Raw genomic sequence first — 20,868 nt, 5'->3', positions numbered from 1 at the left:
CGACCCGGCCGGGTCAGGCGGTGCTGGCCCGCTTGCCGCCGAACCGGCCGCCCAGGCCCCGGAACTGCACCTGCTGGACCAGGACCGCGGCGACGATGATGCCGCCCTTGACCATGTTCTGGGCCTCGGTGGAGAGCCCGTTGATGGCGAAGAGGTTGGTGATGGTGGAGAAGATGATCACGCCGAGCAGGGAGCCGACGATGGTGCCCCGCCCGCCGGTGAGCAGCGTGCCGCCGATGATCGCGGCGGCGATCGCGTCCAGTTCGTAGAGGTTCGCCATCGCCGCCTGGGCGGAGTTGGCCTGCGCGGTCAGCATGATCGCGGCGATGCCGCAGCAGAGGCCGGAGAGCGCGTAGAGCAGCAGGGTGTGCAGCCGGACGTTGATGCCGGCCAGCCGGGCGGCCTCGGCGTTGCCGCCGACGGCGACCGTACGCCGACCGAAGGTGGTCCGGTTGAGCAGCACCCAGCCGGCCAGCACCACGGCGGCCAGGATGTAGACCAGCAGCGGGATGCCGAGCACCTTGGTGCTGGCGAGGCCGTTGATGAACTGGCTGTTCGAGACCTGGGTCTGCTTCTCGGAGATCTGGGCGGCCAGGCCCCGGGCCGCCACCATCATGGCCAGCGTGGCGATGAACGGCACCAGCCGGCCGTAGGAGATCAGCACGCCGTTGACCACGCCGACCGCCAACCCGACCACCAGCGCGCTGAAGATCATGCCGCCGGCGCCGTAGCTCTGGGTGGCCAGCGTGGTGCACCAGACGCCGGCCAGGGCGACGATCGCGCCGACCGACAGGTCGATGCCGCCGCCGATGATCACGAAGGTCATTCCGACGGTGACCACGCCGACCACCGAGGCCAGCTTGAGGATGGTGAGGGTGTTGCCCCACACCCAGTTCGCGTCCCCGTACAGGTCGGGGCGGGTGGCGATGCCGATCACCACCAGGATCACCAGGGTGGCGAGTAGGCCCAGGTTACGCCGGGCGCCCTCGCCGCCGGCCCCGCTCCAGAACGGGATCCGGCCACCCGCCGGGGCCAACGCCGCGGCGGCGTGCTCGGCGGCCGTGGTCTGCGCCGGGTCGACCGGCGGCGACTGGGCCGGCAACTGCGTCGCCGTGGGTGTCGTGTCGCTCATGCCGGTGCGCCTTCCATCAGGGACCCCGCCATGACGAGGTCGAGGACGGTGTTCTCGTCGAGTTCGTCGGCCGGGGCCTCGCGGACGAGCCGCCCCTCCCGCATGACCAGCACCCGGTCGGCCAGGCCGAGCACCTCCGGCACCTCGCTGGAGACCAGCAGCACCCCGACGCCCCGCTCGGCGAGCCCCCGGATGACCTGGTAGAGCTCGGCCCGGGCGCCCACGTCCACGCCTCGGGTGGGCTCGTCGAGCAGCAGCAGCTTCGTGTCGCCGAGCAGCCAGCGCCCGACCACCACCTTCTGCTGGTTGCCCCCGGAGAGGGTGCCGACCGGGCGTCGCACGTCCCGGGGCCGCAGCTCCAGGTTGTCGGCGATCCGCATCGCCTCCGCCCGTTCCCGGCCGGTGTCGGTGAAGCCGAGGCGGGCGTACCGGCCGAAGGTGGCCAGCGTGACGTTGCGGTAGATCGGCTCGCCGAGCAGCAGCGCCTGGCTCTTGCGCTCCTCCGGGGCCATCCCCAGGCCGGCCTTGACCGCCGCGCCGACGCTGCCGGCGCGCAGCGTGCGCCCGGCCATCCGTACCGTGCCGGACTCGGCCCGCCGGGCGCCGTAGATCGTCTCCAGCAGCTCGGAGCGGCCGGAGCCGACCAGCCCGGCGATGCCGACGATCTCGCCGGCCCGCACGGTCAGCGACACGTCGGCGAACTCCCCGGCCCGGGTCAGCCCGTCCACCCGGAGCAGTTCGTCGCCCGCCGGCTCGTCGACCGGCCGGTCCGGGAAGACGTACTCGATGGTCCGGCCGGTCATCCGGGACACCAGGTCGCGGGTGGGGGTGTCGCGGGCCGGCAGGTTCGCCGCGGTGGTCCGGCCGTCCTTGAGCACGGTGACCCGGTCGCCGATCTCGCGGATCTCCTCCAGCCGGTGGGAGATGTAGATGACCGCGATGCCCTGGGCGGTGAGTTCCCGGATGATCCGGAACAGGTTGCCCACCTCGTCGTGGGCCAGCACCGCGCTCGGCTCGTCCATGATGATCAGTCGGGCCTCGTGGGAGAGCGCCCGGGCCATGCTGACCACCTGCTTGCCGGCGGCGGGCAGCGCCCGGACCATCCGGCCAGGCGGGATCTCGCCGTGCCCGAGCCGGGCCAGGATCTCCCGGGTACGCCGGGCCATCTGGCCGCGCCGGACGAAGCCGGCCACCCTCGGCTCGTGGCCGAGGAAGGCGTTCTCCGCCACCGACAGGTCCTCGACCAGGTCGAGCTCCTGGTAGATGGTGGCGATGCCGGCACGCATGGCGGCCTGCGGGTTGGCGAAGCTCACCGGCTGGCCGCGCCACTGCACGGTCCCCGAGTCCGGCCGGTGCACCCCGGCCAGCACCTTGATCAGGGTGGACTTGCCGGCGCCGTTCTGGCCGAGCAGGCAGTGCACCTCGCCGGCCCGCACCTCCAGCTGCACCCCGTCCAGCGCCCGTACGCCGGGGAAGGTCTTGACCACGTCGGTGAGTCGCAGCACCACCTCGCCCGGGACGGCGTCGGCGGGCGCCTCGACCAGCGGCGCGGTCACGATGCCTCCCCGAAGGCGACGTCGCTGGCGAGGACGGCGGCGCCGGCCACGCCGGCCCGGCCGCCCAGCTCGGAGAGGACCACCGGGAGGTTCCCGGTGGCCAGCGGCAGCGAGCGCCGGTAGACCACGCTGCGGATCTCGGCGAGCAGGATGTGCCCGAGCTGGGCCAGCCCGCCACCGATCACGATCATCGACGGGTTGGTGAAGCTGACCAGGCCGGCCAGCACCCCGCCGACCCGCCGGCCACCGTCGCGGATCAGCTGGATGCAGGTCACGTCGCCCTCGCCGGCGCCCTCGGCGACGTCCAGGGCGGTCAGCCCGCTCCGCCCGGCCAGCCGCTCGGCCAGCGCCGGGGAGAGCCCGCTGCGGGCGGCGGCGGTCGCCTCCCGGGCCAGGGCCGCGCCGCTGAACAGCGCCTCCAGGCAGCCGATGTTGCCGCACGAGCACATCGGACCGTTCGCGTCGACCTGGATGTGGCCGATGTCCCCGGCGCAGCCGTCGGTGCCCCGGTAGACCTCGCCGCTGAGGTAGATGCCGCAGCCGATGCCGGTGCCGATCTTCACGAAGAGGAAGTCGTCCACCGAGTGGGCCACCCCGCCGTGCCGTTCGCCGATGGCCATGATGTTGACGTCGTTGTCGACCACCGCCGGGCAACCGTGCTCCCGGGTGAGCAGCTCACGCACCGGGAACCGGTCCCAGCCCGGCATGATCGGCGGGGAGACCGGCACCCCGTCGCGGAAGCTCACCGGCCCCGGCACGCCGATGCCGACCGCGTCGAGCCGCTCGTACGCGCCGTCGACCTTGGCCTTGTGCAGCAGGTCGTTGACCCGTTGCAGGGTCACCTTGGGGCCGGAGCGGATGTCGGCCGGCTCCGCGTACGCGGCGATCGGCTCCAGCCGCCCGTTCACCACCTCGACGTCGATCGAGCTGGCGCCCAGGTCCACCGCGGCGAACCGCAGGTGCGGGCTCAACTCGACCAGGGTGGAACGTCGTCCGCCCCGGGAGGCGGCCAGCCCGGCCTCGGCGACGTAGCCGAGGCTCACCAGCCGTTCCAACTCGGCGAGCAGGCGCGGGCGGGGCATCTGCAACCGGTCGCCGAGCTCCGCCCGGGACACCGCCCCTTCGTCGCGGAGCAACCGCAACAGCCGCACGTGCAGGGGGTCCTCCGTCCGCACGGGACTCACCTCCGCATCGGGGTCCGTCACATCGACGCAATGGCGATGTGTTGTGTCCGACACAGTAGGAGCCTTCCGTGGCACCTGTCCAGAGCTTCAACCAATCTGACGCAAACTTTTGTACTAACGAACAAAAGCTATGAGTTGATCTAGAAAAGGTGTGCGACGGTCCGTCTACGCAGGTGAGAGTGCTTCTCCGCACCCCTGCACTCCCGCGCCGCACCGACCTTCGGCCGAAGATCGCCCCAGACTGCGGCACTTCGCGTCCTCCCGGGGCCGGCAGGAACCCGCCTGCCGCAACCCGTCGGCCGTCCGCCCGTACATCGAGGGCCTGGCGAAGGACCGACTCGCCGCAATCCGGGTCCAGGCGACAGGACCACGTGTCGATGGACCTGGCCACTTCCCGACAGGCTGGAGCAACGGCCGCTGCGGCCGCAAAGTCCGCGCGAGCGTGATACCTCAGAGTCATCAATATGCCTCTCAGGTATCAGGCGCTCAATCGGCTTACTACGTCCGCCGCGGTTAACGGCACTCACCCACCGGGCCAGCAGCGTCCACAACTCACGCCGAGGGCAGCGATCACCGCCCCAGCAGCTCGGCCACGGACCTGTTCGCGGCGGAACGCCGACCGCCTCCCCGACGCCACCGAACCGTGTCGCCTCGTGTTGGAAGCCCACGCCGAAGGGGCGACGCGTGGGCGGAGACGACGATCGCCCCGCCGCGGGGAGGCGGCGGGGCGATCGGGGCGTACCCGGGCGGGTCAGCGACCGGCGGCGGCGTTGCGCTTCTTGCGCAGCTTGCGGTCGTCGCGCAGCTCGACGTAGGGCTCCTGGTCGACGGGGTGGCCGGCGGAGATGGCCCGGCCGCGTTCCAGCTCGGCGTCGAACTCCGCCCCGAGCAGGATGGCGATGTTGCTCAGCCAGAGCCAGACCAGGAAGACGATCACGCCGGCGATGGCGCCGTAGGTCTTGTTGTACGAGGCGAAGTTGCTGACGTAGAGGGCGAACAGGCCGGAGACCACCAGCCAGATCACCACCGCCAGGATGCCGCCCGGGCTGACCCAGCGGAAGCCGCCGTGCCGGGCGTTGGGCGAGGCCCAGTAGAGGATCGCGAACATCAGGCTGACCAGGATCAGCAGCACCGGCCACTTGGCGATGTTCCAGACCGTGACGGCGGCACCGCCGGCGCCGATGGCCTGGCCGGCCTGCTCGGCGAGGCTGCCGGTGAACACGACGATCACCGCGCTGGCCAGCAGCAGCACGCCGATCACGGCGGTGATGCCGACCCGGATCGGCAGGGTCTTCCAGATCGGCCGGCCCTCGGGCACGTCGTAGATCGAGTTGGAGGCCCGCATGAAGGCGGCGATGTAGCCGGAGGCCGACCAGAAGGCGGCGAGCAGACCGATGACCGCGGCGATGCTGGCCAGCCCGCCGGACGCGCCGGCCTGGTCGATGGCGCCGCTGATGATCTGCCGGATGCTGTCGTTCGGCACCACCTGGTCGACCGTGTCCTGGACGCCGTTCGTGGCCCGCTTGCCGAGCAGGCCGAGCAGGGAGATCAGCACCAGCAGGCCGGGGAAGATGGAGAGCACCCCGTAGTAGGTCAGCGCCGCCGCCCAGTCGGTGAGGCTGTCGTCCTGGAACTCCTTGACGGTGCGGCGCAGCGCCGCCTTCCACCCGGAGCCGGGCAGCTCGGTCGGGCTGTCCGGGCCCTCGTCGGGGCCGGCGGGGCCGGAGCGGACCGCGCCCCGACCGGGCCGGCCGGATCCCGCGGGGCCGTCGTCGTGCCGGCCGGCACCGGCGACGTCACCAGTACGCCGATCGGTGGCGGTCGTGCTGCCGGGCTCGTCCCGGTCGCGCCCGTCGCGGGCGGAAGACTCGTCGGAGGCCATCGCCCCTCCTCATCGTCGGCGGTGTCCCCCTGCTCATGCCCCCTCAGGGCTCGCCACTAACTTCTCGACGCACCACGTCACCGGTAGAGCAGCCGCTGCATCCGTCGGCCGGCCACGCCCAGCCCCAGCCCGGTCGCCACCAGCAGGTAGAGCACGTCGGGGAGCCAGGACCAGCCGCCCTCCCCCAGGGCGACGCCCCGGATCAGGTGCACCGAGCGGTAGAGCGGGGTCACCTCGACCAGCCAGCGCAACACCGTCGGGTACGCCTCGGCGGGGACGAACGTGCCGGAGAAGAGGAAGAGGGTGAACTGGGCCGAGCCCATCAGGTCGAAGTCCTGCCAACTGCGCATCAGCGTGGCGACCGCCATCCCCAGCGCGCCGAAGGTGAAGCCGACCAGCACGGCGGCCGGCAGCGCCACGGCGGCCCGCCCGGCGGTGGTCAGCCCCATCGCCACCATCACCACCAGGAACGCCGCCGAGTAGGCGGTGCCCCGGACCATCGCCCAGGCCAGCTCGCCGAGGGCGATCTCGAACGGCCGGACCGGGGTGGCGATCATGCCGTCGTAGAGCTTCAGGTATTTCATCTTGCCGAAGAAGTTGAACGTGGTCTCGGCCAGCGCCCCGGTCATCGCCGACGAGGCGAGCATCGCCGGGGCGACGAACGCGGCGTACGACACGACGGCGCCGCCGCGCAGCGTCAGGTCGCCGACCAGCGCGCCGACCCCGACGCCGATGGAGAGCAGATAGAGCAGCGGCTCGACGAAGCCGGAGAGCAGCAGCACCCAGTAGAGCGGACGCAGGCTGGCCACGTTCCGCTCGACCACCGAGGCGGACCGGCGGGAGGCGGCCGGCAGGTCGAGCAGCCGGGGCAGGGCGAGGGCGATCACGGCAGCCTCCTCCTAGACGACGAGCCGGCGACGGAAGCCCCGCAGCGCGAGCAGCCAGCCGGCCGCCGCCCACGCCGCGAGGTAGAGCAGGTGCCCGGTCACCGACCAGGCCGGCGCCACCCCGAGCGTGGCCGCCCGGCACAGGTCGACGCCGTGCCAGAGCGGAGTGGCGTACGCGAACCAGCGCAGCACCGTCGGCAGCGACTCGACGGGGAAGAAGACCCCGGCGAAGAGGCTCATCGGGATCACCGCGAAGCGGAACAGCAGGGCGAGGTAGGTGTCGCTGGACACGACCGAGGCGTACCCGAAGGTGGGTGCGGCGACGGCCAGCGTGAGCAGCGCGACCACCGGGAGCACGGCGAGCGCCCACAGCGAGTGCACCGCCCCGAACAGCGTCACCACCAGCAGGAACGCGGCGCTGCTGGTGACCACCCGGAACAGCACGAAGGCGAGGTGACCGGTGAGCACGTCACCGATCCGCAGCGGCGCGGCGACCTGCGCGAAGTATGTCTTGATCCACTGGAAGTTGCTGAACACCGGCCAGGTGGACTCGCCGATCGCGACCTGGAGGGCGGTGGAGGCGATCAGGCCGGGCACGATCCAGTCGAGGTAGCGCACCCCGCCGACGCCCTGGTCGACGTAGGCGCCGACGCCGAACCCGAAGCCGACCACGCTCAGCACCGGCAGCAGGAACGACGAGAAGACCCCGCCGCGCCACGTGCGCCGGTAGCCGACCAGGTAGTGCGCCAGGACCGCCAGCGCCGGCACCCTGGGCAGCGCCGGCCGGGCCCGTTCCGCCACGCTCACCGCCCCACCCCCCGTCCGTCTCACCACGACCTTCCTACCCGAGGGGTACGACAAGCCGCCAGCGCCCCTCCGGACCCGGGAGCTGTTGCTACGCACCACCCCGAGCCTGCTCGGTCCACGCCGTCGGGGGTGATGCCTGTATGGCTCATTACCAGGCACGTAATCGACGCGGGGTGGCCCGTATGACAGCGTCGTCCCTGATCCAAGATCTCCCGTCCGGACAGAAATGTGCCCCGCCATGAGCACCGTGACCCCCACGAGCACGCCGGAGCCGTCGGCGGCGCCGACGAGCGGCTGGCGTTACTGGGGTTCGCTCCCGGTGATGCTGACCAGCATGTTCATGATCACGCTGGACTTCTTCATCGTGAACGTCGCCGTGCCCTCGGTCCAGCGCGACCTGAACGCCGACGCGGCCGCCATCCAGATGGTCGTCGCCGGTTACGGCCTCGCCTACGCCGCCGGCCTGATCACCGGCGGCCGGCTCGGCGACATCTACGGCCGCCGCAAGCTGTTCATGATCGGCATCGGGCTGTTCACCGTCGCGTCCCTCGTCTGCGGGATCGCCACCTCCTCCGAGGTGCTGATCGCCGCCCGGATCGTGCAGGGCATCGCCGCCGCCCTGTCCACCCCGCAGGAACTGGCCATCCTCGGTCTGGTCTACCGGGGCGCCGACCGCTCCCGCGCGTTCATGGCCGCCGCCCTGGCCACCGCGGTGGCCGGCGTGTTCGGTCAGCTGATCGGCGGCCTGCTCATCGCGGCCGACCCCGACGGGATCGGGTGGCGCCTCTGCTTCCTGATCAACCTGCCGATCGGCATCGCGGCTCTGGCACTCGCTCCCAAGGTGGTGCCGGAGTCCCGTGCCGTCCCCGCGGCCCGGCTCGACCCGCTCGGCATCGTGCTGGTGACGCTCGGCATGCTCGGCATCATCTACCCGTTGATCGAGGGTCGCGAGCGCGGCTGGCCGATGTGGACCATCGTCTGCCTCGCCGCCTCGGTGCCGCTGCTCGTTCTCTTCGTCGCCCAGCAGGTCCGCAACCGGCGGCGCGGCGGCAGCCCCCTCGTCGACCTCAGCCTGTTCCGGGACCGCCCGTTCTCGCTGGGCGTCGTGATGGCCCTGCTCTACAACTCCGGGATGGCGTCGTTCTTCCTGTTCTTCGCCCTCTACCTCCAGCAGGGCCGCAGGATGACCGCGCTGGGCTCGGGCGTGCTGATCATCATGGTCGGCGTCGGGTTCGTCGCCGCCTCGGTGTTCGGGCCGCAGCTGAGCAACCGGATCGGCCCCCGGGTGATCACCCTCGGCGCTCTGGTCCTGGCCGCCGGATGGCTGCTCCTGATGGGCGCCGTCGACCGGTTCGGCGACAGCTCGGTCTGGGTCCTGGCACCGGCCCTGGTGATCATCGGGCTGGGCATGGGCACCGTCGTGGCCCCGCTCACCTCCACCGCGCTGGCCACCCTGCCCAGCTCGCACGCCGGCGCCGCTTCCGGCGTGCTGTCCACCTCGATCCAGATCGGTAACGCCCTCGGCGTCGCGGTCATCGGCATCGTGTTCTACGACACGCTGGGAAGCGGCGCCTCCGCCGTGGCCTACAGCGACGCTCTGCGCCTGAGCACCGTCTGCCTCCTCGCCCTGATTCTCGCCGTAGCGGTGCTGGCCTGGTGGCTTCCCCGCAACGCCGGCACCACCAGCGCAACGGAGGGGAACGCATGAGAATCGGCATCGTCACGGTCGGCAGCCGGGGTGACGTGGAACCGTTCGTCGGCCTCGCCCACCGCCTGCGGCAGGCGGGGCACACCGTCACCGTGTCGGCGCCCGGCGATGCGGCCCACCTGGTCGCCGGGGCCGAGGTGCCGTTCGTCCCGATAGACATCGACATGCACCGCGTCCACAAATCCCCGGAGGGCCAGAAATGGATCACCTCCGGCAATTCCCGGGCCTTTCTCCGCGGTTCCGCCCAGGTGCTGTCGCAGGCCCGGGAGACGCTCGGCGACTGCACCATGAAACTGGCCGTGGAGAGCGACCTGCTGGTGGCCGGCATCCAGACCGACGACTACGCGGTCGCCGCCGGTGAGCTCCTCGGCATTCCGGTCATCGCCGGCTACTTCTCCCCCTGGACCGAGACCGGCGACTTCCCGAACCTGCTGGTCTCCACCGGCCGGATCCGCGCCACGTGGCCCGGCCGGCCGCTGCACCGGGCCAGTCACCGTCTCACCGAGCTCGCCTACTGGAACGGCAAACGCCACGACATCAACGCGTTCCGCGCGCGGATCGGGCTCGGTCCGGTGCGCATGTCCGCGGTCGGCATGACCACCCGCACCGGGCTGCCGGTGCTGCACGCGTACAGCAGGCACCTCATGTCCCGCCCCGCGGACTGGGCCGAGAACCAGGTGATGACCGGGTTCTGGCGGCTGCCGCGGGAGGTGCACGAACGGGTCGGCGAGCGCACGCCGCCGGAAGGGCTCACCGAGTGGCTGGGGGTCGGTGATCCGCCGTTCTTCGTCACCTTCGGCAGCATGCCGATCCTCGACCCCGACGTCCTGCTCACCCGGGTGGTCGAGGCGGCGAAACGCACCGGCCGCCGGATCCTGCTCGGCGCCGGCTGGACCGAGGTCAACCAGAGCGCCGCGCTGCCCGAGAACGTCCGCGTGATCGGCGCGACCGACCACTCGTGGCTGCTGCCGCAGTGCCGGGGCGCGATCAGCCACGGCGGCGCCGGCACCACCGCAGCGGCCCTGCACGCGGGCATCCCCACCTGGGCGTTCGCGCTCTTCGCCGATCAGCCGTTCTGGGGAAACCGGCTCACCGAGCGCGGCATCGGCGGCTTCAACCGCTTCCTCGAGTTGAACGCGGACACGCTGAGCGCGGCGATCCGCCGCCTGGACCAGTCGGCGATGCAGTCGGCGGCGCGAGCCTTCGGCGAACGACTGCGCTCCGAGGACGGCTTGGGCGCCGCGGTGGGCGCCATCCACCGCACCGCGGAAACGTCCGTGGCCCGACGACCGACCTCCCACGGCGCCGCCTCAGCCTGAGCGGTTCGCCGCGTGCGGGCTCAACGGGTTCCGGCGCGGTCACGAAGGTTCACCACTGCCGGCGTACCGCCGCCTTCGGGCCGGTGACCAGGCTGGCCGGCGGGACGTCGTCGGCCACCACCGCGCCGGCGGCGATCACCGCGTCCCGGCCGATGCTGACCCCGGGCAGGATCGTCGCACCGGCGCCGATCCACACGTTCTCCGCCACGTCGATCGGCGCGCCGGTGAGATAGAGCCGCCGCTCCCCGGGATCGACCGGGTGGCCGTTGGTGATGAAGGTGACCTTCGGGCCGATCATCACCCGCTCGGCCAGCCGGATGCCGGCGTAGTCCAGGAACGTGCAGTTCTGGTTGATGAAGACGCGTTCGGCGATGTCGAGCCGCAGGCCGTGGTCGGTGTAGAAGGGCGGATAGATGGTCACCCGCGCCGGCAGCGGCCTACCGAGGATCTGCGCGAACAGCTCCGCCTTGCCGGCCTCGTCGTCGAACGGGAGGGCGTTCAGGCGGGACGTCAGCGCGGTGACCTCCAGGACCCGGTCGGCCATCGCCTGGAACTCCGGACTGTGGATCCGCATGAAGCGGTCCTTGGACACGGGGCAACCTCCCGAGGTGTGCTTGTTGGTCAGGCCCGCGCCGTCGAGCCGGGCACGGGGAGCGGTCCGGACGGCGGCGTGCCGTCCGCGTACTCGGAGAAGATCTCGTCGAGGACGCGGAACGCGTCCGGGTCGTCGGCGCCGTCGACGGTCCGGGCGCAGGCGGTCAGCGTCTTCCACAGGGCCCAGCCGCGCCCGCGCGCCCAGCTCGCCGCGTCGACGCAGAGCCGGCCGCGGAAGGCCCGCCGCCCCTGCGCGGTCAGCAGCGTCCAGGCGACCGCCAGGTCGCAGGCCGGGTCCCCGACGCCGCAGGTGCCGAAGTCGATGACCGCCGCCAACTCCCCGCCGTCGAGCAGCAGGTTGCCCTGGGCGACGTCACCGTGGAACCAGCGCTCCACACCGTCCCAGGGTGCGTCCAGCGCGCCGGCCCAGATCTCCCGGGCCAGGCCGACGTCGACGTGACGGTCCAGGGCCGCGAGCGCCCGCCGGGCCAGACCGTCGTACGTCTTCAGCGTGCCGCCCCGGAACCAGTTGTGCAGGCCGGGACGGGGGCCGTCGGAGGGGTCCACGCCGCGCAGGGCCACCAGGAACCCGGCCAGGTCGTCGGCGAACCGCACCGGGTCGGTGATCCGGTCGGCCCGCGCCGGCTCGCCGTCGACCCACCGGTAGACCGACCACGGGTACGGATATCCCGCGCCCGGTTCGCCCATCGCCAGTGGGACGGGGATCGGCAGCGGGAGTCCGGCGGCGAGCACCGGAAGCCACCGGTGTTCCTTCTCCACCGCCAGGGCGTACGGTGCGGCGCTCGGCAGGCGCACGGACATCTCCGGGCCGAGGTGGAACGTCCAGTTGTCCCAGCCGCCGTCGGCGACCGGCTCGACCGGGAGACCGGCCCAGCGCGGGAACTGGTCGGCGACCAGCAGCCGCACCTGCGCCGCGTCGACGGCGACGCGTTCGGGCACGGGGCCGAGCTGCGGTGTGTCGGTCACCGGGACATCCTCGCCCGTCGGGGGCTCCGGCGGGTGCCCGCCGCCACGAGAGCGGCACACCTGCGGCAGGTCGGGGCATCCGGCCGACGGGAAGGGCCGACAGGCCGCACCTCGCCACCGGAACCTACTTCTGGTGCCGGCCCGGTACGGCATGGCGGAACTCCGCCCAATCCAGGAGGCGATACAGGTTGTAGAGCCCGCCCGGGATCAGGAGCGACACCAGCGCGCCGGTCAGCCACTGCCCTACCGACGTCGCGCGGTCCAGCAGCCAGAACACCAGCCCGGAATCCAGCGGGAGTGCCAGCATCAACAGGGCGCCGACCGCACGGCGGGCGACGGTCACCGCCCGCAGATTCGGGGCCCCGCTTACGTCCATCTCTCCGTCACCTCCCCGGACGGGTCGAGGAAGACGGTGGCCTGCCCTTCCGGGTGGGCGCGGTGAGGAAGGCGATGAAGATCAGCAGCGCCGGCGCGTCCTCACGCGCCCACGCCTGCCCGGACCACGACGCGGCGACCTGGATGACGGCCGCCGACACAGCGATCACGAGGATCCAGACCACCCAACGCAGGGCTGCCGGCCGTTGCCCGTCCATCTCGAACCGACCATCCATCCCGGGTGTGGCCTACGACCGGGTGGGAAGGGCGGCGACGAACGCGCGCCAGGCCGCGGGGGCGAAGGCCAGCGCCGGGCCGTCCGGATCCTTCGAATCGCGTACGGCCACCACGCCGGGAAGGCTGTCGGCCACCTCTACGCAGTTGCCGCCATCGGGCCCACTGCGCGTGCTCTTGCGCCATCGGGCAGCGCTCAGGTCCATGTCTCCGCCACTTCCGCCATCAACTCGAGGGACTGCTGCTGCGATAGTGCCTCACCCCGGATCGACTCCCATACCTCGACCATCTGCCGGACGTAGTCGGTCCGGTCGATCACCTGCCCGTGCCGTTGTCCTGCGAGGTAGACCAGATCCTCCGCCTGTGGCGAGGTAGCGAGCACGAAGGGTCCGCCGAGCCCAACGTATGCCCCGGCGGCCAGTGGTACCACCTGGATTCGAACCCGAGGTAGCGTCGAGCCGAGCTTCACCAAGTGGAGGACCTGCTCGCGCATAACCTCCGGACCGCCGACGCGGCGGTGCAGCACATGTTCATCGATGACGGCGGTGAACAACGGCGGGCGATTTCTAGTGAGCATCACCTGACGATCCAGCCGCGTGGTCACGTGCTGCTCGATCTCGTCCGCCGCGAACAAGCCACCGCCAGCCAGCAGCGCCCGAGCGTACCCCTCGGTCTGTAGCAGGCCCGGCACGCACACCGGCTCGAAGGTTCGTAGCGCCGTGGCCTCCTGCTCGATGCCGGCCCAGTCGCGGAACCATGGCACCACGGTCTCCCGGCTGATCCGGCGCTGGATCCGCTCGAAGCGCCCGTCGGCCCCGAACACCGCGTCGCAGCGGCGGGCGAAGTCCAGGCTGGGTCGGCGCTCGCTGGTCTCCACCTTGGCCACCAGCGCCCCGGAATAGCTCAGCGCCTCGGCCAGCGCCGCCTGGGACATGCCGCCGCTCGCCCGGGCCAGCCGCAGCTCCTCGGCGAAGTGGTCCAGCATCGACGAGCTCTCCACGGACAGCCTCCGTACATCCTCGTACCGCCCGGGGCGGACCGGCACACACGCTGGTCGTCGGCGCGCGGAACCTCCCACGGTAGTCGCGTCCTCAGCAGACTGTCACGCAGCGGAACCGCTCACGGGATCACGACGGCGGGCGGAACCAGGCCGGGGGTGTCCTGCGGGCCGCCGGTCGCAGGACACCCCCTCACCAACTCGACGGAGGTTCACCCCGATGCGGATCAGGTTCTGGCGGTGCCGCCCGGCGGCCCCCGCCCCGCTCCCCCGGCGTACGCGCAACGAACGTCCGGCGTGGGCGACCGCCCCGACGGAGGTCTTCCCGGTCGACCGGCCGGGGCGTCCGGGGCGGCTGACCCGGGCGCAGGAGTGGCGGGCGAACGGCGGCCACCGGCTGCCGTCGCCCCGCCGGTCAGCGGAGGGCGCGGGCCCGTGGGCGGATGGAGCGGGTCGGCCGGGCGGCGCGGGGGATCCGCGCTGATGCCCCGCTACCGGCCGCATGTGGCGGCCCGGCCGGGGTGGCGCTGCCGGGTGTGCGGCGCCGGCTGGCCGTGCTCGGCGGCCCGGCTGGCGCTGCTCGCCGAGTACCGCGAGGACCGGACCGCGCTGCTGATCTACCTGGGCACGCTGCTGGCCGAGGCGTCGGTCGACCTGGCCGGACAGTGCGCGCCGGCCCGGTTGGCCGACCGGATCCTGAACTGGGCCCGGCCGCGCTGACCGCCGTCCCGGGCACTCGACGGCCGACGGCGTTAAGAAGGGGCCCGTGCTATACCGAATGCGTTAACAGGGGGCCCCTCCTTGCACCTCAGTCGACGAGGGTGCGGCCGGTGAGCTGGAGGAAGACGTCCTCCAGGCTGCTGCGCCGGACCAGCACGCTGGCCGGCGTCAGGCCGAGCCCGGTCACCTCGTCGACTGCCGCGTCGCCGTCGGGAACGTAGAGCAGGATCCGGTCGGGCAGCACCTCGACCCGCTCGGCAAGGGCGTCCAGCTTGTCGGCGAAGGGCTCCTGGGACTCGGCGGCGAAGCGCAGCTCCACCACCTCCCTGGTGGAGTGCTCCTCGATCAGCGCCCGGGGCGACCCCTCGGCGACGATCCGGCCGCCGTCCATCACCACCAGCCGGTCGCAGAGCTGCTCGGCCTCGTCCATGTAGTGGGTGGTGAGGACCAGGGTGACGCCCTGGCGCTTGAGCCGGAACAGTCGCTCCCAGACCAGGTGGCGCGCCTGCGGGTCGAGCCCGGTGGTCGGCTCGTCGAGGAGCACGATCTCGGGCTCGTTGACCAGTGCGCGGGCGATGGTGAGCCGCCGCTTCATGCCGCCGGAGAGCGGCTCCACCTTGCTGTCGGCCCGCTCGGTGAGCTGGACGAAGTCGAGCAGGTCGGCGGCGCGTTGCCGGGCCACCTTGCGCGGGATGCCGAAGTAGCGGGCGTAGGTGGTGAGATTTTCCCGGACGGTCAGCTCGGGGTCGAGGCTGTCCAGCTGGGGGCACACGCCGAGCCGGGCGCGGATCGCCGGCCCGTCGCGGACCGGGTCCATGCCGAGGATCCGCAGCTCGCCGCCGGTGGGCGGGGAGATGCAGCCGATCATCCGCATGGTGGACGACTTGCCGGCGCCGTTGGGGCCGAGGAAGCCGAACGCCTCGCCCGGGCGCACCTCGACGTCGATGCCGGCGACGGCGGTGAAGTCGCCGAACCGCTTCACCAGCCCCCGGGCCTGGATGAGTGGCTGTGCAGTGGTCACCGGCCGACCCTAGCCGCGACCCCCGACAGCTTCGAGCCGATTCACGCCGGCCCGCCGGCCCCGGGGCGGCCAGGATTGCGGCGAATGGGGGTAGACCGGGTGGCGAAGCGTTCGGCCTGCCGGTGATGGCCACTCGGCGCCGAAGGCGCGATATCTTGAGGTCGTTGACCCGTCGTCGTCCAGGAGGTCAGTATGACTGCCGCGATGGTCGCGCCGGCGTGGATGCATGAGCAGGTCACGGCCGAGCAGTACGCGACGTGGTCAGAGGAGCAGTGCGCGGGCATCGAGATCGTGGATGGGATGGTCCTGGTGGGCCCTAGTGCCTCCAAGCGGCACAATCGCCTGGCCAGACTGCTGGCGAACGCCCTGGACGTCGCCGCGGGGCCCGACTGGAACGCTGACATCGACTTCGATGTCCGGCTTCAGGACGTGCCGCTGAACAACCGCCGCCCTGATGTCACGGTCTACCGGGCGGACAGCATCGACGTCACTCCGACCCGACCCGAGCATGTGCTACTCGTGGTCGAGGTGGTCTCTCCCGGATCGGAGACGACCGACCGGATCGTCAAGGCCGACCAGTACGCGAAGGCCGGAATCCAGTTCTATTGGCGGGTCGAGCAGGTCGCCACCGGCGCACCTCTCCTCTACACGTACGTCCTCGACCCGGCGACCCGGCGTTACCGCGAGGGTGCGGTGTTCACTGACGTCGTGAAGCTGACCACGCCGTTCCTCTTCGAGATCGATCTCAGCCGGCTCTGATCGAAAGCTCCTGATCAGGCCGACCTGCGGCCGGGCTCAGACGTCGGCGGGGGCGGTGGCGGCGCGGGCCTCGGCGACCAGCCGGTCGGTCTCGGCGCGTACCTCGTCGTCGTCGGTCGGGGTGCCCGGGTCGTAGCGGACGGTCCAGCTCAGCCCGTCCACCCCGGCGACCCGGCGGGCGGCGATCCGGCCGGAACCGCCGGGCACGGCGTGCTGGGCGGTGTACGCCACCGAGCGGGTCACCCGGGCCCGCACCTGGTGCGGCAACTCCCCCGGGTCGAGCAGCAGGTAGGTCTCGGCGGGGCAGTCGGCCACCACCAGGTAGCCGTCGCGTTCGGCGACCCGCTCGGCGGGGACGACGGTCAGCTCCCGGCCGGACCAGGTGGCCTTGAGCACGTCGTGCCAGCCGATCCGGTGCGGCCGGCCGGGCAGCCAGAGCCCGAGGTTGCTGGCGACCACCACGCCGTCGCCCTCGCCGTTGCCGGCGGCGGCCCAGGCGAGCACCCGCTCGTCGGCGGCCAGCGGCGGTCGGGCGGCCGGCGGCAGCTTCGGCCTGCGGTTGAACAGTCCCATCTCACAGCCCCCCGGCGGCCTGCTCGCGCAGCGCCCGCGCGTGCTGTTCCAGCGAGAGCAGTTCCCCGAAGAGCGCGAAGTACTCGTCCTTCTGACTCACCGGATTGATCCGCTGGATCTTGGATTTGAGGTCCCGGATCCGGGCCGTCACCGAACCCCACTGCAACTGGGCCATGGTGATCTGCACGTAGCGCGGGTCGGGGTCGCCGTCGATGCGCAGCGGTTCCACGGCCAGCTCGCCGACGAGCGCCCGGGCGGCCAGGTCGTCGCAGGCGTCCCGGACCGCCTCGATCCAGACCGCGCCCCCGGTGGCCGCGGCGGCGCCACCGGCCCCGGCCAGGGCGGCCCGGACGGCGACGTGCACCGGGTGGCGGTAGTCGGCCGCCTCCACGGCGTCGAACATCGGGCCGGCCAGCACCGGCTGCTGGAGGGCCAACTTCAGCGCCTCCCGCTCGACCATGGACTGTGGGCTGTCCACCGACGGCGCGGGGGTGCGGCCACGGCGGGCCGGCGCGGCGGAGTTCTGGGCCGGCCCGGTCGGCGTACCGCCGGCCGCCTGCACCGCCCGCTGCACCGGCTCGATCTCCATGCCGAGGTCGCCGGCGAGCTTGCGGACGTACTCCGGGCGCTTCTCCCGGTCCTTGATCTTGGCGACCAGCGGGGCGGCCCTGCGCATCGCCTCCACCCGACCGTCGACGGTGTCCAGGTCGTAGCGGCTGATCACGTGCCGCAGCGCGAAGTCGACCAGCGGCTCGCGGCGGGCCACCAGGTCGCGGACGGCCAGGTCACCCTTGGCCAGGCGCAGGTCGCACGGGTCCATGTTGTCGGGGCTGACCGCGATGAAGGTACGCCCGACGAAGCGCTGGTCGTCCTCGAAGGCGCGCAGGGCTGCCTTCTGCCCGGCGGCGTCCCCGTCGAAGGTGAAGACGATCTCGCCGGCCCGCTCGTCGCTGTCGAGGAGCACCCGGCGCAGCACCGAGATGTGGTCCGCGGCGAACGCGGTGCCACAGGTGGCGACCGCGGTCGGCACACCGGCCAGGTGGCAGGCCATCACGTCGGTGTAGCCCTCGACGACGACCACCTTGCCCTGCTTGGCGATCTCCCGCTTGGCCTGGTCGATGCCGTAGAGGACGTGCGACTTCTTGTAGATCGGCGTCTCGGGGGTGTTGAGGTATTTCGGGCCGTCGTCGTCGTCGAAGAGCTTGCGCGCGCCGAAGCCGATCACGTCGCCGGTGATGTCCCGGATCGGCCACATCAGCCGGCGGCGGAACCGGTCGATCAGCGAACCGGAGCGGGCCGGCCGGGACAACCCGGCGGTGACCAGCTCGTCGTGGCTGAAGCCCTGCTGGCGCAGGTGCTTGGTGAGCAGGTCCCAGCCGTCCGGGGCGAAGCCGCAGCCGTAGCGCTGGGCGGCGGCCCGGTCGAAGCCCCGCTGGGCCAGGAACTCGCGGGCCGGGCGGGCGCCGGCGGCGGTGAGCTGGGCCTGGTAGAACTCCACGGCGGCGGCGTGCGCGGCGACCAGGCGCTGCTTCTGCCCCTGCTGCGGGCGGGGCCGCGGGGCGCCGTGCTCGGGCTCGGCGTAGCGCAGCTGGATGCCGGCGCGGGCAGCGAGCCGTTCGACGGACTCGACGAAGCTCAGGTGCTCGGCGTCCATCAGGAACTTGATGGCGTCGCCGCCGACCCCGCAGCCGAAGCAGTGGTAGACGTTGCGGGCCGGCGAGACGTTGAACGACGGGCTCTTCTCGTCGTGGAACGGGCACAGCCCCTTGAGGTTGCCGCCGCCGGCCGACTTGAGGGTCACCGTGTCGGAGATGACCTCGGCGATGGAGGTGCGCTCCCGGACCAGCGTGATGTCCTCGTCCCGGATCCGCCCAGCCATTCTCGCCACCCCCTCGGCGTACATCCTGCCCTGCCGGACCGACATGACGGCGGTCGGGGGGACGGCGTGTGGCGCAGCCGTCAGGCGCTGCGGCCCACCCCGCTGGTGGCGTCGCCGATGCGCGGGAACGGCTCGATGGAGAAGACCACCTCCACCGGCACCTCGAAGTACGCGGCGATCCGCAACGCCAGGTGCAGGCTGGGCCGGAACTCGCCGCGCTCCAGGTAGCCGATGGTCTGGTAGTGCACCCCCAGCGCGTCGGCGAGCTGGCGGCGGGAGACCCCCCGCTCGGCGCGCAGCACCGCGATCCGGTTGTGCACGGTCTCGCTCATCCTCGACGCCCTCTCACATCGCCCGCTGCATGGCCTTCTCCCGGCGTGCCGCCACCCGGGAACCGGACTCGCGACGGGCCATCCGGCGCAGCACCACCGGGGCCAGCAGCAGCCCGACCGCCGCCCACGCGCCGAGGACCGCCACGGTCTCCAGGTGTCGCCAGCTGCCGCCGATCTCGACGGCCGCGAGCGAGTCCGGCAGCAGCGCCGAGCGCATGCCCAACCCTAGCCAGTAGATCGGAAAGACCTGGGCGACGGCCTGCACCCAGCCGGGGAAGACGCTGACCGGGTAGAAGATGCCCGACAGGCCGATCAGCCCCATGGTCGGCAGCATCACCAGGCCCATGTTGCGCGGGTTCTCGATCAGCGAGCCGATCACCGCGCCGAGCGGCAGGGTTGCCACCAGGCCGAGCACCAGCACCCAGGCCAGGGTGACCCACGCGGCGGGACTGTCGATGCGCAGCCCGTCCAGGAAGAGCAGCGCGATCAGCAGCTGGGCCAGCAGACCGGCGACCGCCAGCACCGAGTTCAGCACGATCTTGCCGATCAGATAGCCCAGCATGCCGTTGGGGGTGGCCTTGGCGCGCAGCAGCGTGCCGTCCTCCCGATCGATGATGAGCTGCTGGGCCAGGATGAGCATCCCGGCGAAGGCGATCCCCATCCCGAACGAGCTGGGCAGGGTGCGGGCGCCGAGCGAGAAGTCGGTGCCCGGCACGGTCAGGCCCCGGGTGAAGAACATGGTGGCCATCAGGATCACCGTGGGAAAGGCGAAGTTCCACAGGTCCTGACCGCTGCTGAGGGTGTTGCGCAGCTCGATCACGCCCCGGCGCAGACCGGCGCGGACCGCCATGGTGGTCGCGTTCACCGCTCCTCCTCCCCGCGCAGCACCCGCAGCGCGGTATCCGTTCGGCCGCCGGACTCGTGCTCACGCACCAAGGTCATGTACGCGTCCTCCAGGCTGGCCCGGCGGACCTCCAGGTCGGCGACGGCGTCGCCGTGCTGCGCGAACAGCTCACGGACGAAGCCGGTGGCATCGGTCGCGGCGTGCACGAAGCGCTCGCCGTCGACGCTCCAGCGGATCTCGGCCTTGCCGGCCACCCGCCGGGACAGCTCGTCGGCCGAGCCGTCGGCGATGACCCGGCCGCCGGCCAGGATCAGGATCCGGTCGGCCAGCTTCTCGGCCTCGTCGAGATCGTGGGTGGTCACCAGGATGGTGGTCTCGTCCAGGTCGGCCAGCCGGTGCACCAGGTCGTGGAACTCGCGGCGGGCGGCCGGGTCGAAGCCGACCGTCGGCTCGTCGAGGAAGAGCAGCTCGGGGCGGCCGACGATGCCGACCGCCACGTCCAGGCGGCGGCGCTGGCCGCCGGAGAGCTGGTTGACCCGACGGCCGGCCTGTCCGGTCAGCCCCACCGTGTCCAGCAGGTCGGCGGTCGGCCAGGGCCGGCGGATCGCGGCCGTGGCGTACGGCGCGTAGTAGGAGCCGAGGTGGGTGAGGAGGTCACCGACCAGCCACCGGCCGTGGTCGCGCCAGGACTGGAGGACGACGCCCAGCCGGGCCCGCCACGCCTCGTCGCCGCGGGCCGGGTCGGTGCCGAGCACGCGTACCTCGCCGGCCGAGCGGAGCCGGAAGCCCTCCAGGATCTCGATGGTGGTGCTCTTGCCGGCGCCGTTCGGGCCGAGCAGGGCGAGCACCTCGCCGCGCCGGGCGGTGAAGTCCACGCCGTGCAGGACGTCGACGGCGCCGTAGCGCATGCGCAGGCCCCGGACGTCGAGCACCGGGTCGGTGTCGGGTGGATGCGGAGTCTCGGTCGCCCCCGCGAGCTCAACCGCTGTCATGGTCATCCCTCGGAATGATGGATCGGTACCACGAAATGTAGCACCTCTGCTACATCATGGGCAGCCCCGATCCACGCCGGTTCCGG

22 protein-coding genes are annotated in these 20,868 nt (G+C 72.0%); 4 read left to right on the top strand and 18 right to left on the bottom strand.

From position 1 onward, the window contains the following. Positions 1 to 13: 13 nt before the first annotated feature. The 6 genes from GA0070564_RS26730 to GA0070564_RS26705 form a co-directional block, all read right to left on the bottom strand. A complete protein-coding gene (locus GA0070564_RS26730; protein ID WP_091615124.1) occupies positions 14 to 1,132 on the bottom strand; it encodes an ABC transporter permease in 1,119 nt (372 codons plus the stop codon). Next, positions 1,129 to 2,688 (bottom strand): sugar ABC transporter ATP-binding protein, encoded by a 1,560-nt coding sequence (locus GA0070564_RS26725; protein ID WP_245670286.1) that lies wholly within the window; start codon positions 2,686 to 2,688, stop codon positions 1,129 to 1,131. Before GA0070564_RS26725 ends, GA0070564_RS26730 begins: the two co-directional genes overlap by 4 nt. After that, positions 2,685 to 3,863: an ROK family protein gene (locus GA0070564_RS26720; protein ID WP_091615120.1), complete on the bottom strand. Its 1,179-nt coding sequence runs from the start codon at positions 3,861 to 3,863 to the stop codon at positions 2,685 to 2,687. Before GA0070564_RS26720 ends, GA0070564_RS26725 begins: the two co-directional genes overlap by 4 nt. Positions 3,864 to 4,623: 760 nt before the next feature. Continuing rightward, positions 4,624 to 5,754 (bottom strand): YihY/virulence factor BrkB family protein, encoded by a 1,131-nt coding sequence (locus tag GA0070564_RS26715; protein WP_091615116.1) that lies wholly within the window; start codon positions 5,752 to 5,754, stop codon positions 4,624 to 4,626. A 77-nt stretch (positions 5,755 to 5,831) separates the two neighbouring features. Beyond that, entirely contained in the window at positions 5,832 to 6,641 is an 810-nt protein-coding gene (locus GA0070564_RS26710) for an ABC transporter permease (RefSeq protein WP_091615112.1), read from the bottom strand. Positions 6,642 to 6,653: 12 nt separating this feature from the next. Then, entirely contained in the window at positions 6,654 to 7,448 is a 795-nt protein-coding gene (locus tag GA0070564_RS26705; protein ID WP_245670283.1) for an ABC transporter permease, read from the bottom strand. 238 nt (positions 7,449 to 7,686) lie between these two features. On the opposite strand from GA0070564_RS26705, the gene GA0070564_RS26700 reads away from it, so the two are divergent. Beyond that, positions 7,687 to 9,156, top strand: a complete 1,470-nt coding sequence (locus GA0070564_RS26700; protein WP_218105005.1) for an MFS transporter — start codon at positions 7,687 to 7,689, stop codon at positions 9,154 to 9,156. Further along, positions 9,153 to 10,475, top strand: a complete 1,323-nt coding sequence (locus GA0070564_RS26695; protein ID WP_091615108.1) for a glycosyltransferase — start codon at positions 9,153 to 9,155, stop codon at positions 10,473 to 10,475. Before GA0070564_RS26700 ends, GA0070564_RS26695 begins: the two co-directional genes overlap by 4 nt. Positions 10,476 to 10,524: 49 nt before the next feature. Here GA0070564_RS26695 and GA0070564_RS26690 read toward each other — a convergent pair whose 3' ends face one another. From GA0070564_RS26690 to GA0070564_RS26665, 6 genes are all read right to left on the bottom strand, one after another. Next, positions 10,525 to 11,049 carry a DapH/DapD/GlmU-related protein gene (locus GA0070564_RS26690; protein ID WP_091615205.1) on the bottom strand — a complete coding sequence of 175 codons (525 nt, stop codon included), beginning with the start codon at positions 11,047 to 11,049 and terminating at the stop codon, positions 10,525 to 10,527. A gap of 47 nt (positions 11,050 to 11,096) precedes the next feature. Beyond that, the gene (locus tag GA0070564_RS26685; protein ID WP_091615105.1) at positions 11,097 to 12,056 is read right to left on the bottom strand and encodes an aminoglycoside phosphotransferase family protein; all 960 of its coding nucleotides are present in this window, start codon (positions 12,054 to 12,056) and stop codon (positions 11,097 to 11,099) included. A gap of 124 nt (positions 12,057 to 12,180) precedes the next feature. After that, the gene (locus GA0070564_RS26680; protein WP_091615102.1) at positions 12,181 to 12,399 is read right to left on the bottom strand and encodes a hypothetical protein; all 219 of its coding nucleotides are present in this window, start codon (positions 12,397 to 12,399) and stop codon (positions 12,181 to 12,183) included. A 40-nt stretch (positions 12,400 to 12,439) separates the two neighbouring features. Continuing rightward, positions 12,440 to 12,649 carry a hypothetical protein gene (locus tag GA0070564_RS26675; protein WP_141714875.1) on the bottom strand — a complete coding sequence of 70 codons (210 nt, stop codon included), beginning with the start codon at positions 12,647 to 12,649 and terminating at the stop codon, positions 12,440 to 12,442. Positions 12,650 to 12,679: 30 nt separating this feature from the next. After that, positions 12,680 to 12,871 carry a DUF397 domain-containing protein gene (locus GA0070564_RS26670; RefSeq protein WP_091615095.1) on the bottom strand — a complete coding sequence of 64 codons (192 nt, stop codon included), beginning with the start codon at positions 12,869 to 12,871 and terminating at the stop codon, positions 12,680 to 12,682. Further along, on the bottom strand, positions 12,862 to 13,665 hold the full coding sequence (locus tag GA0070564_RS26665; RefSeq protein WP_245670281.1) for a helix-turn-helix domain-containing protein: 804 nt from the start codon (positions 13,663 to 13,665) through the stop codon (positions 12,862 to 12,864). The genes GA0070564_RS26670 and GA0070564_RS26665 overlap by 10 nt, the downstream gene beginning before the upstream one ends. Positions 13,666 to 14,145: 480 nt before the next feature. On the opposite strand from GA0070564_RS26665, the gene GA0070564_RS26660 reads away from it, so the two are divergent. Beyond that, positions 14,146 to 14,382 (top strand): flavin reductase, encoded by a 237-nt coding sequence (locus tag GA0070564_RS26660; RefSeq protein ID WP_091615092.1) that lies wholly within the window; start codon positions 14,146 to 14,148, stop codon positions 14,380 to 14,382. Positions 14,383 to 14,470: 88 nt separating this feature from the next. On the opposite strand, the gene GA0070564_RS26655 is transcribed toward GA0070564_RS26660, so the two are convergent. After that, positions 14,471 to 15,403, bottom strand: a complete 933-nt coding sequence (locus GA0070564_RS26655; protein ID WP_091615089.1) for an ABC transporter ATP-binding protein — start codon at positions 15,401 to 15,403, stop codon at positions 14,471 to 14,473. Positions 15,404 to 15,595: 192 nt separating this feature from the next. On the opposite strand from GA0070564_RS26655, the gene GA0070564_RS26650 reads away from it, so the two are divergent. Beyond that, positions 15,596 to 16,162 (top strand): Uma2 family endonuclease, encoded by a 567-nt coding sequence (locus GA0070564_RS26650; protein WP_091615086.1) that lies wholly within the window; start codon positions 15,596 to 15,598, stop codon positions 16,160 to 16,162. Positions 16,163 to 16,198: 36 nt separating this feature from the next. Here GA0070564_RS26650 and GA0070564_RS26645 read toward each other — a convergent pair whose 3' ends face one another. Genes GA0070564_RS26645 through GA0070564_RS26625 form a run of 5 tightly spaced genes read right to left on the bottom strand, consistent with a single transcriptional unit; the run spans position 16,199 to position 20,782 of the window. Beyond that, positions 16,199 to 16,735 carry a hypothetical protein gene (locus GA0070564_RS26645; protein WP_091615083.1) on the bottom strand — a complete coding sequence of 179 codons (537 nt, stop codon included), beginning with the start codon at positions 16,733 to 16,735 and terminating at the stop codon, positions 16,199 to 16,201. 1 nt (position 16,736) lies between these two features. Continuing rightward, entirely contained in the window at positions 16,737 to 18,638 is a 1,902-nt protein-coding gene (gene dnaG / locus GA0070564_RS26640) for a DNA primase (protein ID WP_091615200.1), read from the bottom strand. A 56-nt stretch (positions 18,639 to 18,694) separates the two neighbouring features. Next, a complete protein-coding gene (locus tag GA0070564_RS26635) occupies positions 18,695 to 18,946 on the bottom strand; it encodes a helix-turn-helix transcriptional regulator (protein ID WP_088972668.1) in 252 nt (83 codons plus the stop codon). Between the two features lie 13 nt (positions 18,947 to 18,959). Continuing rightward, positions 18,960 to 19,811 (bottom strand): ABC transporter permease, encoded by an 852-nt coding sequence (locus tag GA0070564_RS26630; RefSeq protein ID WP_091615080.1) that lies wholly within the window; start codon positions 19,809 to 19,811, stop codon positions 18,960 to 18,962. After that, on the bottom strand, positions 19,808 to 20,782 hold the full coding sequence (locus GA0070564_RS26625; RefSeq protein ID WP_091615197.1) for an ABC transporter ATP-binding protein: 975 nt from the start codon (positions 20,780 to 20,782) through the stop codon (positions 19,808 to 19,810). The genes GA0070564_RS26630 and GA0070564_RS26625 overlap by 4 nt, the downstream gene beginning before the upstream one ends. Between the last annotated feature and the right edge of the window lie 86 nt (positions 20,783 to 20,868).

The sequence above is a fragment of the Micromonospora mirobrigensis genome, from assembly GCF_900091555.1.
GTDB classification, from domain to species: domain Bacteria; phylum Actinomycetota; class Actinomycetes; order Mycobacteriales; family Micromonosporaceae; genus Micromonospora; species Micromonospora mirobrigensis.
Note: the sequence above shows the minus strand (reverse complement) of the source record. Positions and strands in the feature narration are given on the sequence as shown.

Excerpts from the sequence above, each read along its gene's own strand:
- GA0070564_RS26730 (WP_091615124.1), bottom strand. The coding sequence starts at position 1,132 with ATGAGCGACACGACACCCACGGCGACGCAGTTGCCGGCCCAGTCGCCG.
- GA0070564_RS26715 (WP_091615116.1), bottom strand. The coding sequence starts at position 5,754 with ATGGCCTCCGACGAGTCTTCCGCCCGCGACGGGCGCGACCGGGACGAG.
- GA0070564_RS26700 (WP_218105005.1), top strand. The coding sequence starts at position 7,687 with ATGAGCACCGTGACCCCCACGAGCACGCCGGAGCCGTCGGCGGCGCCG.
- GA0070564_RS26695 (WP_091615108.1), top strand. The coding sequence starts at position 9,153 with ATGAGAATCGGCATCGTCACGGTCGGCAGCCGGGGTGACGTGGAACCG.
- GA0070564_RS26690 (WP_091615205.1), bottom strand. The coding sequence starts at position 11,049 with ATGCGGATCCACAGTCCGGAGTTCCAGGCGATGGCCGACCGGGTCCTG.
- GA0070564_RS26675 (WP_141714875.1), bottom strand. The coding sequence starts at position 12,649 with ATGGACGGGCAACGGCCGGCAGCCCTGCGTTGGGTGGTCTGGATCCTC.
- GA0070564_RS26670 (WP_091615095.1), bottom strand. The coding sequence starts at position 12,871 with ATGGACCTGAGCGCTGCCCGATGGCGCAAGAGCACGCGCAGTGGGCCC.
- GA0070564_RS26660 (WP_091615092.1), top strand. The coding sequence starts at position 14,146 with ATGCCCCGCTACCGGCCGCATGTGGCGGCCCGGCCGGGGTGGCGCTGC.
- GA0070564_RS26650 (WP_091615086.1), top strand. The coding sequence starts at position 15,596 with ATGACTGCCGCGATGGTCGCGCCGGCGTGGATGCATGAGCAGGTCACG.
- GA0070564_RS26645 (WP_091615083.1), bottom strand. The coding sequence starts at position 16,735 with ATGGGACTGTTCAACCGCAGGCCGAAGCTGCCGCCGGCCGCCCGACCG.
- dnaG (WP_091615200.1), bottom strand. The coding sequence starts at position 18,638 with ATGTACGCCGAGGGGGTGGCGAGAATGGCTGGGCGGATCCGGGACGAG.
- GA0070564_RS26635 (WP_088972668.1), bottom strand. The coding sequence starts at position 18,946 with ATGAGCGAGACCGTGCACAACCGGATCGCGGTGCTGCGCGCCGAGCGG.
- GA0070564_RS26625 (WP_091615197.1), bottom strand. The coding sequence starts at position 20,782 with ATGACAGCGGTTGAGCTCGCGGGGGCGACCGAGACTCCGCATCCACCC.